Below are 15,000 nucleotides of genomic sequence, written 5' to 3' on the forward strand. Positions count from 1 at the left end.
GGAAGTAACGACAAATGACTGCAGTTGTCATACCGGTCCACTTTGGTGGGTGTTGGTGTCAACGTGTATGTGGTTGTTTGTGTGTTGTTTGAGAACTGCACAGTGGACGCGAGCATCTTTGTTGTAAGTAATGAAGAGCGTACGGTGGATGCCTTGGCACCAGGAGCCGATGAAGGACGTAGGAGGCTGCGATAAGCCTCGGGGAGCTGTCAACCGAGCTGTGATCCGAGGATGTCCGAATGGGGAAACCCAGCACGAGTGATGTCGTGTTACCCGCGCCTGAATATATAGGGCGTGTGGAGGGAACGTGGGGAAGTGAAACATCTCAGTACCCACAGGAAGAGAAAACAACCGTGATTCCGTGAGTAGTGGCGAGCGAAAGCGGAAGAGGCTAAACCATGGGTGTGTGATAGCCGGCAGGTGTTGCATTCGTGGGGTTGTGGGGTTCATTTTGTCAATACTGCCGTGTTGGCCAACAGTAAGAAATCACAGGGTTAGTGGAAGTGGTCTGGAACGGCCTGTCGTAGAGGGTGAGAATCCCGTACACGAAAACTTTGTGACTGTTGTAATGGAAACCCAAGTAGCACCGGGCCCGTGAAATCTGGTGTGAATCTGTCGGGACCACCCGATAAGCCTGAATACTCCCTGGTGACCGATAGCGGACTAGTACCGTGAGGGAAAGGTGAAAAGTACCCCGGGAGGGGAGTGAAATAGTACCTGAAACCGTGCGCTTACAATCCGTCAGAGCCTTCGAGCAGTTTACTGCTGGGGGTGATGGCGTGCCTTTTGAAGAATGAGCCTGCGAGTTAGTGGCATGTCGCGAGGTTAACCCGTGTGGGGTAGCCGTAGCGAAAGCGAGTCCGAATAGGGCGATCGTAGTGGCATGCTCTAGACCCGAAGCGGAGTGATCTACCCATGGCCAGGTTGAAGCGACGGTAAGACGTCGTGGAGGACCGAACCCACTTAGGTTGAAAACTGAGGGGATGAGTTGTGGGTAGGGGTGAAAGGCCAATCAAACTCCGTGATAGCTGGTTCTCCCCGAAATGCATTTAGGTGCAGCGTCGCGTGTTTCTCACCGGAGGTAGAGCTACTGGATGGTCTAGGGGGCCCACAAGCTTACCGAAATCAGCCAAACTCCGAATGCCGGTGAGTGAGAGCGCGGCAGTGAGACTGCGGGCGATAAGGTTCGTAGTCGAGAGGGAAACAGCCCAGATCGCCAGCTAAGGTCCCTAAGCGTGTACTAAGTGGAAAAGGATGTGGGGTCGCGAAGACAACCAGGAGGTTGGCTTAGAAGCAGCCACCCTTGAAAGAGTGCGTAATAGCTCACTGGTCAAGTGATCCTGCGCCGACAATGTAGCGGGGCTCAAGTACACCACCGAAGCTGCGGCATTCACGCAATAGCCCCCAGTTGATCCAAGGATTTTCTGGCAGGTGTGTGGATGGGTAGGGGAGCGTCGTGTGGCCATGGAAGCGGCAGGGTGACCTAGCCGTGGAGGCCACACGAGTGAGAATGCAGGCATGAGTAGCGAAAGACGAGTGAGAAACTCGTCCGCCGAATGACCAAGGGTTCCTGGGCCAGGTTAATCCGCCCAGGGTGAGTCGGGACCTAAGACGAGGCCGACAGGCGTAGCCGATGGACAACGGGTTGATATTCCCGTACCCGTGTGAACGCGCCCATGGTGAATCAGTGATACTAACCATCCTGAAGCCACGAGAAGACCTTCGGGTCTCGAGTTGGTGGATGCATGGGACCTGATCTGGTAGTAGCCAAGCGATGGGGTGACGCAGGAAGGTAGCTGAGCCAGTCAGTGGTAATACTGGTGTAAGCGTGTAGGGCGTGACCTAGGCAAATCCGGGTCGCACATAGCCTGAGACGTGATGCGTAGCCGATTGAGGCGAATTCAGTGATCCTATGCTGCCGAGAAAAGCCTCTAGCGAGCTTTCACACGGCCCGTACCCCAAACCGACACAGGTGGTCAGGTAGAGAATACTAAGGCGATCGAGATAACTATGGTTAAGGAACTCGGCAAAATGCCCCCGTAACTTCGGGAGAAGGGGGGCCCTGTCTGGTGACGACATTTACTGTCTGAGCTGGGTGGGGCCGCAGAGACCAGTGAGAAGCGACTGTTTACTAAAAACACAGGTCCGTGCGAAGTCGTAAGACGATGTATACGGACTGACGCCTGCCCGGTGCTGGAAGGTTAAGAGGACCGGTTAGTTCTTCGGAGCGAAGCTGAGAATTTAAGCCCCAGTAAACGGCGGTGGTAACTATAACCATCCTAAGGTAGCGAAATTCCTTGTCGGGTAAGTTCCGACCTGCACGAATGGCGTAACGACTTCTCAGCTGTCTCAACCGTAGACTCGGCGAAATTGCATTACGAGTAAAGATGCTCGTTACGCGCGGCAGGACGAAAAGACCCCGGGACCTTCACTACAGCTTGGTATTGGTGTTCGGTTCGGTTTGTGTAGGATAGGTGGGAGACTGTGAAGCGGTGACGCCAGTTATCGTGGAGTCGTTGTTGAAATACCACTCTGATCGAATTGGACCTCTAACCTCGGACCATGATCTGGTTCAGGGACAGTGCCTGGTGGGTAGTTTAACTGGGGCGGTTGCCTCCCAAAATGTAACGGAGGCGCCCAAAGGTTCCCTCAGCCTGGTTGGCAATCAGGTGTCGAGTGCAAGTGCACAAGGGAGCTTGACTGTGAGACTGACAGGTCGAGCAGGGACGAAAGTCGGGACTAGTGATCCGGCACCGGCAAGTGGAAGCGGTGTCGCTCAACGGATAAAAGGTACCCCGGGGATAACAGGCTGATCTTCCCCAAGAGTCCATATCGACGGGATGGTTTGGCACCTCGATGTCGGCTCGTCGCATCCTGGGGCTGGAGTAGGTCCCAAGGGTTGGGCTGTTCGCCCATTAAAGCGGCACGCGAGCTGGGTTTAGAACGTCGTGAGACAGTTCGGTCTCTATCCGCCGCGCGCGTTAGAAACTTGAGGAAGGCTGTCCCTAGTACGAGAGGACCGGGACGGACGAACCTCTGGTGTGCCAGTTGTTCCGCCAGGAGCACCGCTGGTTAGCTACGTTCGGAAGGGATAACCGCTGAAAGCATCTAAGCGGGAAGCCTGTTCCAAGATGAGGTTTCTCACCCCCTCGAGGGGGTAAGGCCCCCGGCAGACCACCGGGTTGATAGGCCAGAACTGGAAGTGCAGTAATGCATGCAGGTGACTGGTACTAATAGGCCGAGGACTTACCACAAAGAAGCTACGCGTCCACTGTGCGGTATCTGAAACAACACACAGATACTGATGAGAAACCCTGTTTTCTCCATCCCCCAACACCAGAAACTGGTGTTGACGGGTGGTGAAACCAGGTGATCAGAAGAAGGTTACTGTGACAGTTTCATAGAGTTACGGCGGTCATAGCGAAGGGGAAACGCCCGGTCCCATTCCGAACCCGGAAGCTAAGCCCTTCAGCGCCGATGGTACTGCACTCGACAGGGTGTGGGAGAGTAGGACACCGCCGAACACACATTAGAGAAGCCCCCCAACCAGTACTGGTTGGGGGGCTTTCTCGTACCCAAAACACCCCCCGAAAGCACTCCCGACTTCGAGCGAACGGTACTTTCGTCGCCTCAGATCGACCCAACGCACCGTTCGCACCATCAGGGGCGGGAGCACAGCCGACTCACCACCCCGTCCGGGATCGAGTGAACGACACTCTCACCCTCCTCAACGAGGGGAACGGTACGTTCACACCATCACTGAAAAGCGTGCGCGCACCACAGGTCTCGTCAGTCGAAGGTCAATCTCGACACCAACCTGCCACGGAACCCGTCGAGCGTGGCTAGGCTCGGAAGAGGTGCCCCGTGTGATCGGGCCCACCTCACCTGTGCACGCGTGATGACTACGGAGGCTTCGATGACCGATATTCTCGACCGCACCAAAATCTATGTTGATGGCGCCTGGATCGAATCCACTGGCAGCGGTCGGATCGACGTTCTCAATCCGGCTACGGAAGAGCTGATAGGAACTGTCGCCGAAGGCACTGTCGAAGATGTCGATGCGGCCGCGAAGGCAGCACGAAAGGCTTTCCCCGCTTGGTCTGCACTATCCGGCGGCGAGCGAGCCGAATATCTTTCCAAAGCCGCGGCGATTATTGCCGAACGTACCGATGATCTTGCGGCGCTGGTTTCGCAGGATATGGGCATGCCGATCGGATTCGCGAAGCCCGTGCAAATCGGAATGCCGCTCGCGAATTTGAATGCATTTGCCGAATTGGCTCGCACTTATGATTTCGACGCTCACGAGGTCGGGAATTCGCTGATTGTTCGCGAACCTGCGGGTGTTGTCGGCGCTATCACTCCCTGGAACTTCCCGCTCCACCAAGTTGTCTTGAAGGTTGGCGGTGCGCTCGCGGCGGGCTGCACCGTGGTTCTCAAGCCCACCGAGGTTGCGCCACTCATCACGTACGCTCTCGCTGACATCTTCGACGAAATTGGTTTGCCTGCAGGTGTATTCAACCTGGTAAGTGGCTACGGCCCGGTAGTGGGTGAAGCCATCGCCGGCCACCCGGAAGTCGACATGGTCTCCTTCACCGGGTCGACTCGGGCAGGCAAGCGAGTGGCCATCGTCGCCGCGGACACCATCAAGAAGGTCTCGCTCGAGCTGGGTGGCAAGTCGGCGAACGTCATTCTCGACGACGCCGATCTCGAAAAGGCTGTCACGGACGGCGTCGCAAAGTGCTTCATCAACTCGGGCCAGACCTGTTCGGCGCTGACGCGTATGTTGGTTCCCGCGGAGAAGGTGGATGAGGCAGCGGCAATTGCTGCTGCGGTCGCCGCTCATTTCCCGGTAGGTGATCCGACTCAGCCGACTTCGGTGCTTGGTCCTCTGGTGAACGCGAATCAGCTGGGACGCGTTCGCGGATACATCGAGAAGGGTGTGTCGGAAGGTGCCACCGCGGTTGTCGACGGTCGCGAAACCGGTCTGGCCAGTGGATATTTCGTCGGTCCGACGGTGTTCGCGAACGTGACCGAAGACATGACCATTGCGCGCGAGGAGATCTTCGGACCGGTCCTCTCGATCATGGGCTACAAAGACGAGGCCGACGCAGTGCGGATCGCTAACGGCACCGAGTACGGACTGGCCGGTGGCGTTTGGTCAGGTGACCCCGATCGCGCGGATCGCGTCGCACGGCAACTGCGTGCCGGGCAGGTCGAGGTGAACGGCGGCGCCTTCAACACGAATGCTCCGTTCGGTGGGTACAAGCAGTCGGGCGTCGGGCGCGAGGCCGGCGCGTTCGGGCTCGAAGAGTTCCTCGAGATCAAGGCGATTCAGAGATAGTTTGTTCGAGAATGGCGATGCTCCCGTACCAAGTGCGGGAGCATCGCCATTTTTGTACCCGGATCAGGACTTGGCGGCATCCAAATGCTGAGCCGAGATGTTCGCCAGATGTGTCAGGTCCGAGGCCACGGTCGCGAACGTGTAGCCCTCCCCGAGCCGTTGTGCCGCAACCTGACCGGAAGGTGTGTGGATTCCCGCAGCGACTCCGCTGACGGCGGCAGCTTCGCGCACCCTGGTGAGCGCTGATTCGAATTCCTCGGCGACGTCCGGATCGTTGGAGTGCTTACCTCCGACGGCGATTCGTAGGTCGGACGGCCCGACGTACACGCCGTCCAATCCGGGCACTGCGCAGATCTCTTCGACGTTCGCCAGACCCTGTGGGGTCTCGATCATCGCAAATACAACGGTGTCGCGGTTCGCGTCGGCGGGAACGGGGCCGATACGGAGTTGCGAGCGCATGGGTCCGTAGGAGCGGATGCCGAAAGGCGGATACTTGGCGGCTGCCACGGCGGCCGCTGCCTCTTCGGCGTTGTTGATCAGCGGAACGATGACGCCCACAGCGCCCGCGTCGAGTGCACGGCCGATGGGTGTCGGATTGTTTGCCTCGACGCGCACCATCCCGACGGTGGACGGTGACGAGTCGATGGCGGTGAGCCCGGCGACCATCCCCGAATAGCCGATCAGGCCGTGCTGCATGTCGAGGGCAATGTAGTCCCAGCCGACGTGCGCGATCCATTCGGTCGAGATCGGGCTGTCGATGACGGACCAATATCCGAGTATGCGTTCGCGTCCTCGGATGCGTGCGGCGAATTCCTGTGCTGACATAGTGAAGAACTCTTCCTGATGAAGGTCGGGTGTTTCAGCGGTTGTAGTTGGGCATGGGGCCTCGTAGGGCGGCACCGACGAGATCACACTCTTCGACGGTCGAGGCGTCGAGTGGACCTCGCCCGATGGCCGCGATATTGGATTCGAGGTGCGTTACTTTGGATCCTCCGAGGAGCAGCGATCCGGCGACGGGCTTGCTGACCAGCCAGCGCAACGCAAGCTCGGTCAGGGAGATGCCCGACTGCTCTGCGATTGCCGTCAGTTGAGCGATCGCGTCGAATATCTGTGTGTTCCAGTATCGCTCCTTGTACATCGACGCAAGACGTGAGTCGCCGAATCGGCCGTCGGCGGGACTTTCGTCGAAGGTGTGGCGCCCCGTGAGCAGACCCCCACCGAGCGGGTTGTAGACCATGGTGGTCAGTCCGGTCACGTCCGCGAATTCTGCGTATTCTTCTTCGATGCGACGCGCGAGCAAGTTGTAGAGCTGCTGTGCGACGATCGGTCGGGGAGCTCCGACTGTGTCTGCGGTGTAGTTGATTTCACTGATTTGCCACGCTGCGAAGTTGGATACGCCGAGTGTGCGGATCTTGCCCTCGGCAACCAGTTCCGCGACGGTGGTGAGAGTTTCGGTCAGCGTGACGGTTCGGTCCGGCTGATGGAGATAGAACAGGTCGACGTAGTCCGTGTCGAGTCTGCGCAGGCTTCCTTCGACGCTTGCTCGGAGCCCCTCTGTCGAGAGTGGGCTGTTGTCGCCGGCATCGGGATGCGGCATTCCCGCTTTGGTGGCCAGAGTGACGGAATCGCGTCGGCCGTGGAGCAGCTTTGCCAGCATGCGCTCGGACTCGCCGCCCGCATAGCCGTTGGCCGTGTCGATGTGAGAGATACCGGCGCCTAGTGCTGCGTCGAGCATCGATCCGGCGCCCGATATGTCGACCGTGTCTCCGAATGTCATGGTGCCGAGCACCAGTTTCGGAAGCTCGAGTGGGGCGGTCATCAGGCAACTCCTCGTGATTCGGTCTGCTTGGCTAGCAAGTTCTTGGACAGGGCTGCCACCACGTGGCGTGGTTTGATGCCGACCATGGTGGTGGGATCGAGAGCAGCGCCTCGTAGTGCGCGGGTGTACGGCTCGCGCGGACTGGCGAGAACTGTGTCTGTGGAACCGGATTCGACGATGGTTCCTTTCGACATCACGACTAGGGTCTCGCTGATTTCTCGGACGACGCCCAAGTTGTGTGAGATGAAAACGTACGTCAGACCGGTATCGGCCTGAATTTCACGTAGGAGCTCGAGTACCTGCGCTTGCACCGACACGTCGAGAGCGCTGGTCGCTTCGTCGCAGACCAGGATCTCGGGTCCGCTGGCAAGTGCACGAGCAATTCCGATGCGCTGACGTTGGCCTCCTGAGAACTCCGCCGGACGCCGGTGTAGTGCCGAGCTGGGCAAGCCAACGCGATCGACGAGTTCTGCTGCTGTCTTTGCGCGTTCAGACTTGCTCCGAACACCTTTGAGGCGCAGTGGTTCTCCGATGATGTCCTCGGCAGTCAGATGAGGGTCGAGCGATCCGTACGGATCTTGGAACACCATTTGAACGCGAGAGCGGTAGGGGCGCAGCGACTTCTCCGACATCTGCGCGATGTCATTGCCGTCGACGAGAATGCGTCCACTGGTCGGTGTGAGGAGTCGGACGATCGATCGAGCGATGGTCGACTTGCCACATCCGGATTCGCCGACGATGGCCAAGGTCTTGCCCTTTTCCACCGAGAAGCTCACAGCATCCACGGCTCGGAAAACTCCGTCGGGAACCGGATACTCGACCACGAGATCTTCGACGGCGAGAAGTGGCGTTTCGTGGCGGGTCATGCCGAGGCTCCGATCTGTGTTGAACGGGCGGGGTCGCCGTCCCAAGGCCCCAGTTGAGGTATGGCGTCGAGAAGCTTTTGTGTGTAGGCGCTTTGCGGTGAGTCGACGAGAACGTCGGCACTACCGGTCTCGACAAAACGTCCGTCCTTCATCACGTAGATGCGATCGGAGACCAACCGCGCAACTCCGAGATCGTGAGTGATGACCAGCATTCCGATGCCGGTGCGCTCCTGCAACTCGAGCAGAAGATCCAGAATCCCGGCCTGAACGGTTACGTCCAGTGCGCTGGTGGGTTCGTCGGCCACGATCAGTTCGGGGCCGGCAGCAAGAGCGCCGGCGATCAGGACGCGCTGCAACATTCCACCCGACAGTTGATGCGGGTACTTGTCGAGTTGCTGATCCGGATACGGAATGCGTACCTGCTCGAGCAGTTGCACTGCCCGCTCGATTTGTTGCTTCTTCGCGGTCACACCGCTGTGGCGCACTGCTTCTCGAAGTTGGCTGCCGATGGTGTGGACGGGACTCAGAGCCGTCATCGGGTCCTGGGGGATGAGCGCGATGTGTTTTCCGCGAATATCGTTCAGGATCTTCGTGTTTCCGAGAATGTCCTGACCCTTGAACACGGCTTTCCCGGAAAGAACCGCAAGATCGTCCGGAAGCAGTCCGAGAATCCCCATGGCTGTCGTCGACTTTCCGGAGCCGGATTCACCGATGATGGTGACGGTTTCACCGGCGTCGATGCAGAAGGACACGCCGTCGACGGCTCGGATGACGCCGTTCGCCGTGACAAGTTCGATCTGGAGATCGTCGACCCGTAGTAGATTTCCCATGTCTCACGCCTTCGCTTTCTGGGCGCTGCCACGCCCGAACAGGCTTGCGCCCAGTCGTTTCGAACCTGCAGGACGATCGCGCAGACCATCGCCGAGTAGGTTCACTCCGACGACCAGCAGCACGATCATCAGACCGGTCAACGTGACGATCCACCATGACGTGGTGATGTAGTCCTGGCCGTCGGCGATGATTCGTCCCCAGGTAGCGAATGGACGTTGCGGTCCGGCGCCGAGGTAACTCAACGAACTTTCCAGCAGTACGGCCTGCGCGAGCAGCAGCAGGACGACGAGCGATGCCTGCTTGACGATGTTGGGAATGACGTGACGAAGCAGGATGGCCATGCGGGTAAGTCCGAGGACTCGAGCTGCAGCTACGTAAGGCTTTTCGCGTTCGACGAGTACCAATGAGCGAGTCAACCGTGCGACTTCGGGCCACTGTGCGATCGCGATGACAAACGTGATGACGGGAATGGACGGGCCGAACAGCGCAACAACGAGAAGCAGCATCATCAGCAAAGGCAGAGAAAGCTGTGCTTCGAGTAGGCGGGAGATCACGGTGTCGACCCAACCACCGAAGTACCCCGCGGCGGATCCGGCGACGATGCCGATGACGCCGGAGACGATCACGGCGAGAATACCGATCGTCAGAGACACCTGGCCGCCGTGCAGGATCCGTGAGAGCAGATCTCGTCCCAACTGATCGGTGCCGAACAGATGGCCGTCGGTGAGGGGCGGTAGCCGTCGACTGCTCAGGTTGGTCTGGTTCGGATCTGCAAGGGGGAGTAGTCCCGCCAATGCAACAGGAAGAATCACCAGGAGCGCGCAGATCGAGCCGGTCCAGATCTTGACTCGGCTGTCTCGCTTACGGCGCGTGGCTCCGGCGCGTGCGAAGTCTGCCTCGGTGACCGCGCTGGCGCGTGGAGTTGTTGGAGGTTCCAAGACGGTAGTCATCAGTTGGCGCCCTTTCCGAGTCGCACGCGTGGATCCAGGAGGGGGTAGAGGAGGTCCACTGCCAGTTGCACGAGCACGGCGAGAACCGCGGTGACAAGCACGGTGGCCTGGATGAGCGGGTAGTCGCGAGTCTCGAGTGCGCGGACCACCAGCGAGCCGACACCAGGCCAGGCGAACACGACCTCGACCACCACGACGCCGTTCAGCATTCCGGCGAATCTGGTGCCCAGCGCGGTGACGATCGGAATCGCCGAATTACGCATCGCATATCGCCAGGTGAGTTCGCGTTCCGATACTCCGCGAGAGCGTGCGACCGTGATGTACGGAGAAGCGAAGGCCGAGACCATTTCGCGTCGAACCATCCGGGAGATCAACGCGATCTGAAGGATGGCGATGGTGACGGTAGGCAGGATCAACGACGGCCATGTGGTGAAACCGGCTGCCGGGAGTACTGGGATCAAGACCGCGAAGATCGTCACCAGCATCAGGCCGCTCCAGAACTCCGGCATAGACTGCCCGCCGACGGCTACGACGTTCGCACCGAGTTCACGTCTGGTGTCCGCGTGACGGGCCATCCACACGCCCAGCGGAATCGAGAGCACGGCGGTCAACAGAATGGAGCTGACGGCAAGGGTGATGGTGTACGGGAGACGGCCGAGGACAACGTCCATGGCCGGCGCCTGGAACGAGTACGACGTGCCGAGATTCAGGTGGACGAGGTCCCACAGGTAGATCAGGTATTGGGAGAACACCGACTTGTCCAAGCCCATGTCAGCACGGATCTGTGCGAGATCCTCGGTGCTGGCCAGCGGTCCGGCCAAGGCGTAGGCAGGATCGCCGGGTGCCATTCGGATCAGGACGAACACTGTTGTGAGCGTGAGGAAGATCGTCAAGGCACTCTGTGCCAGACGTTTGAGCACGTATTTGACGGTCGGGTTGATCCTTGTGCGTCGACGCGGAGAGATTCCGAGAGCGGTTTGCGGTTTCGGAGCGGTGAGAGTCATCGCCTCAGGCCTCCAATCGGACGGCGCCGAGGTCGTAGGAGTTGATTGGGGTCAGTGAAACATTTTGTACACGAGTGCGTTTCGCAAGGAGTGCGTTGGGTACGAAGCTCCACAGGCAAGGCCAGGTGTTCCAGATGTCTTGTTGTGCGGCGTCGAGTAGAGCGGCGCGCTTGGTCGGGTCTGGTTCACTGGATGCGGCTTGGATCTTCGCGGTGATTTCGGGGAAGACGTACCCGTGATAGGTGTCGCGAGTTGCTTCCTTCTCCGCTGTGCCGGCGTACATCCCCTGCAACGTGGTCAGTGCAAGTCCGGTCTGGTTGCCGTAGCCGTTGCCCAGCACATCCCAGTCGCCGGTCTTGCCCTGGCGCCAGGACGAGATGTCACCGCCCGGTTCGAACTGCTGGAGTTTGACGCGTACTCCCACGGCCTTCATCATTTCGAGTACCGATTCCATCACCGAGACGTCGTTGGTGAACTCTCCGGTTTCCCAGATGAAGGTGAGTTCGAGGTCGTCGGCACCTTCGGCCTCGAGCATTTGCCGCGCTTTCCGTGGATCATATTGGTAAGTACCGGTTTTCACGGCTCCGTCCAAGGTCGACGGTGCGGGGCCGGTGGCCGGGACTGCGGAACCGATCAGCACGTCCCGAGCGAGTGACTCACCGTCGATGGCGTACGTGAGAGCTTCTCGGACACGCGGATTGGACAGTGGGTGATCGGCGGGCTTGCGGAAGTTGAAGAACAGTTGGTTGATGCGTGTGCTCGGTACTGTGTCCACCTGGACACCAGGCAGATCGGCGAGTTGTTCGGCGGAATCGGGACTGATCGAGTCGATGACGTCGACCTCGCCGCTCCGAAGCGCGACGACGCGGCCGGCCTCTTCGGGAATGAAGCGGACCTGAACACGACGAACGCCGGGGGCCGGGCCCCAGTAGTTGTCATTGGCGACAAGTGTGTAATCGCCGGTGCCCCGGTTCGATTCGCTGACGACGAACGGTCCCGACCCGATTCCGCTCTGCAGTTCGTTGGGTTCGTTGGCAGCGGCCGGGGTGATCAAGATGTTGGACATGAGCGAGTCCAGAACCGGCACCGGGGAATTCGTCCGAAGGATGAAGGTGCGATCGTCGATGGGGACGACCGTCGGCCACTCGGGGAACTGCGGTGCGACAAACGATCCGCTGACCTGCTGGTACATCTGCATTGCCGTCGTGACGTCGTCGATCAGCACAGGTGTGCCGTCGGAGTAACGGATGCCCTCGCGGAGTCGAACCGTCCACTCGGTCGGGCCGGTCGATTCGAACCTGTCAGCGAGAACGAGTTGCGGTGTCAGATTGTCGCCGATCCGGGTGAGACCTTGTCTGACGCCACGTTGAGCCGTGACTGCTGCGTCGAATTGATTGAGTTTGTTGTCGAGGCTGACGAGCGAGCGGTTGAGCCCGAGCACCAGGGTGTCCTGTGTCGGTTTCCCGGTAGGGCCGGCGCACGCGGCAGTCGTGCCCAGAAGCGATGCGCCACCGATCAGCCCGGTGAACTGCAGAAAGGATCGCCGGGAGAGCTGTGGTGTTCGCAAACGAGTATTGGTCATCGGTGACCTTTCGATCCTGACGGGGCAGCGTGGGGGCGACGCTCCGAGCGGACTGTTGGTGAACAATCGCGTCGGGCTCTCGCTTGTAACTCAGCTCACAATGGCACTGTTGCGCACTTCGCGCAAGTCCCGTAACTTCGATTGCGTACTTCGCGCATCGGTTGCGATGCTGTGCAAACTCGATTCAGACCGAAAGGGGGTCGAGGAATTCGATGAAACCACTGGTAATCATCGCTGATGATCTTTCCGGAGCAGCGGAGTCGGCCGCAGGATTTCTGCTCCGCAGTTCGGGCATATCGCTTCGGCTCGGCCCAGATGCGCCCGACGGATCAGGAGTGACGGTTTTCGATCTGCACTCACGGCGATCCGACCCCGCCAGAGCCTCTCGGGACGTGAGATCAGTTCTGCAATCGTCTGACGGCTCCGAGATCGTCAAGAAGATCGATTCCCTGCTCAGGGGCAACATAGCAGCGGAGGTTGGAGAACTCTCCCGCGACGGATCCCCGGTCATCGTCGCCGCCGGACTGCCCAGACAAGGGCGCACGGTGCAAGACGGCGTGGTGTTGGTCGATGGGGTTGCGTTGCACTCCACCGACCTGTGGCGCGCGGAGTCGAAGCCGACTCCTCGGTCGATTGCAGAGGCGCTCGGCCCGTCGGCAATCACTTCTGGCGTATCGCTGGATGACATTCGCTCCGGTCGTTTGATCCAGGTTCTTGCGTCGATCTCAGAAGCCGGGTCGGTGGCGATCTGCGACGTCGAGACCGAGAGTGATCTGGAACTGATTGTGGCTGCAGCACAGGAGGTTCGGGGTTCTCGATTGGTAGGAACCTCGGCGCTCGCGATGGCAGTGGCACGACGAAGAACCGTGCAGTCACCCGTCGCGTGCCCATCTCTTCGTGATTCTCGATTTACCTTGGTCGTCGTGGGGACGGCGGATGCGTCTGCCGGGGACCAAGTGGCATTGCTTCGGGATTCAGGGGCGCATCATATCGAAGTGAACAGTGCTGAGCTGCTGGCGCATTCGGTCGATCCGCTTCCGATTCTGAACGCACTGGATCGCGGAAACGTCGTGGTTTCGGTAAGTGGACCTGTCGTGCCTGCAGAATCCGTCCACCTCGTTTCGGCTCTCGCCGATCTGATCGCTGCCGTCGATGCAGGATTCTCCCACGACGAGTACCCGATCGACCTGGTACTTACCGGTGGCGAAACCGCGCGCAGCGTTCTCGACCGCCTGCGGATCGACACGCTGTCACCGATTTACGAAATCGAACACGGCGCCGTACTTTCCGTCGATCGCACCGGACGGTACATCGTCACGCGGCCAGGCAGTTTCGGGAATGCACACAGTCTTTTCTCCATAACGAAGTTTCTCGCGCACCCCACCCCGGTCGCCGCTCCGGACAGTCCACCTTCAGTTACTCCTTCAGACAACGAGGTCAATCCCATGTCAATCGAATCCACTCCACTGCCGCTGATTGCTGTCACGATGGGCGACGGCGCCGGCGTCGGACCGGAAGTGATCGTCCCCGCACTCCTCGACGCCGAAACGAGAAAGCGTTGCCGCCCTGTTGTTGTCGGCGACGCGAAGCGTTTGCGATTGGCTGCCACGGTGCTCGGAATCGACGTTGACGTGGTCGCGATCGAGGAGATCAAGGATGCTGAATTCATCGATGGACGGATCAACGTCATCGATCTGGACTTGCTACCCGAGGATCTCGCCTGGGGTGAACTGTCGGCAGTCGCGGGAGATGCGGCCTATCAATATATCCGCGTCGCAAGCGAACTCGCCGTACGCGGTGAAGTCCAGTCGATCTGCACGGCGCCGCTGAACAAGGAAGCGCTGCATGCGGCAGGGCACATCTATCCCGGACACACGGAATTGCTTGCGCACCTGACCGGTACCGAGGAGGTGTCGATGATGTTGTCGACCCCCAAGCTCAAGGTGATTCACGTGACCACTCACATCGGACTGCTCGATGCAGTTGCCAGGATCGAGCCCGGCTTGGTCGAGAGGACAATTCGTCGAGGTCACGAAGCTTTGGTGCGCACGGGCAATCCATCTCCGAAAATCGGCGTGTGCGGGATCAACCCGCATGCGGGGGAGAACGGGCTTTTCGGGTACGGAGAGGAAGAGCAGAAGATCATTCCCGCCGTCGAACTCTTGAAGGCAGAAGGAATCGACGTCCACGGCCCACTGCCGGCGGACACGGCATTCTTCCTCGCTGGACGTGGGGACTACGACTTGATCGTTGCGATGTACCACGATCAGGGGCACGGCCCGGTCAAGGTTCTCGGGATCGAGGCCGGCGTCAACATCACCGTCGGGTTACCTGTCATCCGTACCTCCGTCGATCACGGAACCGCTTTCGACATTGCAGGTAAGGGCATTGCCGAGGCCGGTAGTATGGTCGAAGCGCTGCGGCAGGCGGCCGAATTGGCAACCAGCACATTCGTTTCCAAGTAAGAACCACGGTTTGTAGGGGGGGGAGGAGCGATGGCCATCCGGGAGTCGGAGGCGAGGCGGTCGGAGATTGCGAGGCTCGCTCGCACCAGCGGTCTGGCCAGTGTCGAGGATCTGTCTGCCCAATTCGGGGTGACTGCATCTA

Annotated in this window: 10 protein-coding genes and 2 rRNA genes (1 of these 12 running past the window's edge); 5 read left to right on the forward strand and 7 right to left on the reverse strand. The window is 59.6% G+C overall.

The features are described from left to right. Positions 1 to 121: 121 nt before the first annotated feature. The 3 genes from ACVZUB_RS02825 (at position 122) to ACVZUB_RS02835 (ending at position 5,341) form a co-directional block, all read left to right on the forward strand. Positions 122 to 3,254 (forward strand): 23S ribosomal RNA (locus tag ACVZUB_RS02825). A 153-nt stretch (positions 3,255 to 3,407) separates the two neighbouring features. Further along, positions 3,408 to 3,524 (forward strand): 5S ribosomal RNA (gene rrf / locus ACVZUB_RS02830). Positions 3,525 to 3,916: 392 nt separating this feature from the next. Then, positions 3,917 to 5,341 carry an aldehyde dehydrogenase family protein gene (locus ACVZUB_RS02835; RefSeq protein ID WP_482628123.1) on the forward strand — a complete coding sequence of 475 codons (1,425 nt, stop codon included), beginning with the start codon at positions 3,917 to 3,919 and terminating at the stop codon, positions 5,339 to 5,341. 63 nt (positions 5,342 to 5,404) lie between these two features. Here ACVZUB_RS02835 and ACVZUB_RS02840 read toward each other — a convergent pair whose 3' ends face one another. The 7 genes from ACVZUB_RS02840 to ACVZUB_RS02870 are packed head-to-tail and all read right to left on the reverse strand — an operon-like array spanning position 5,405 to position 12,393. Further along, the gene (locus ACVZUB_RS02840; protein ID WP_007732505.1) at positions 5,405 to 6,166 is read right to left on the reverse strand and encodes an HpcH/HpaI aldolase family protein; all 762 of its coding nucleotides are present in this window, start codon (positions 6,164 to 6,166) and stop codon (positions 5,405 to 5,407) included. Between the two features lie 34 nt (positions 6,167 to 6,200). Beyond that, positions 6,201 to 7,160 carry an aldo/keto reductase gene (locus ACVZUB_RS02845; RefSeq protein ID WP_042926594.1) on the reverse strand — a complete coding sequence of 320 codons (960 nt, stop codon included), beginning with the start codon at positions 7,158 to 7,160 and terminating at the stop codon, positions 6,201 to 6,203. After that, complete coding sequence (locus ACVZUB_RS02850; protein WP_054782031.1) at positions 7,160 to 8,026, reverse strand: ATP-binding cassette domain-containing protein; 867 nt, start codon at positions 8,024 to 8,026, stop codon at positions 7,160 to 7,162. Before ACVZUB_RS02850 ends, ACVZUB_RS02845 begins: the two co-directional genes overlap by 1 nt. Continuing rightward, complete coding sequence (locus tag ACVZUB_RS02855) at positions 8,023 to 8,856, reverse strand: ABC transporter ATP-binding protein (RefSeq protein ID WP_007732500.1); 834 nt, start codon at positions 8,854 to 8,856, stop codon at positions 8,023 to 8,025. Before ACVZUB_RS02855 ends, ACVZUB_RS02850 begins: the two co-directional genes overlap by 4 nt. 3 nt (positions 8,857 to 8,859) lie before the next feature. Then, the gene (locus ACVZUB_RS02860; RefSeq protein ID WP_007732498.1) at positions 8,860 to 9,807 is read right to left on the reverse strand and encodes an ABC transporter permease; all 948 of its coding nucleotides are present in this window, start codon (positions 9,805 to 9,807) and stop codon (positions 8,860 to 8,862) included. Then, positions 9,807 to 10,811, reverse strand: coding sequence for an ABC transporter permease (locus tag ACVZUB_RS02865; RefSeq protein WP_007732496.1), 1,005 nt, complete (start codon positions 10,809 to 10,811; stop codon positions 9,807 to 9,809). Before ACVZUB_RS02865 ends, ACVZUB_RS02860 begins: the two co-directional genes overlap by 1 nt. A gap of 4 nt (positions 10,812 to 10,815) precedes the next feature. Continuing rightward, positions 10,816 to 12,393 (reverse strand): ABC transporter substrate-binding protein, encoded by a 1,578-nt coding sequence (locus ACVZUB_RS02870; RefSeq protein ID WP_474339471.1) that lies wholly within the window; start codon positions 12,391 to 12,393, stop codon positions 10,816 to 10,818. Positions 12,394 to 12,605: 212 nt separating this feature from the next. On the opposite strand from ACVZUB_RS02870, the gene pdxA reads away from it, so the two are divergent. After that, on the forward strand, positions 12,606 to 14,858 hold the full coding sequence (pdxA, locus tag ACVZUB_RS02875) for a 4-hydroxythreonine-4-phosphate dehydrogenase PdxA (protein ID WP_081557279.1): 2,253 nt from the start codon (positions 12,606 to 12,608) through the stop codon (positions 14,856 to 14,858). Positions 14,859 to 14,888: 30 nt separating this feature from the next. Next, positions 14,889 to 15,000, forward strand: partial view of a DeoR/GlpR family DNA-binding transcription regulator gene (locus ACVZUB_RS02880; protein WP_003941419.1) — the beginning only. It continues 656 nt past the right edge of the window; only the first 112 of its 768 coding nucleotides appear in the window; it begins with the start codon at positions 14,889 to 14,891; its stop codon lies off the right edge, out of view.

The sequence above is a fragment of the Rhodococcus sp. OS5 genome (assembly GCF_056837585.1).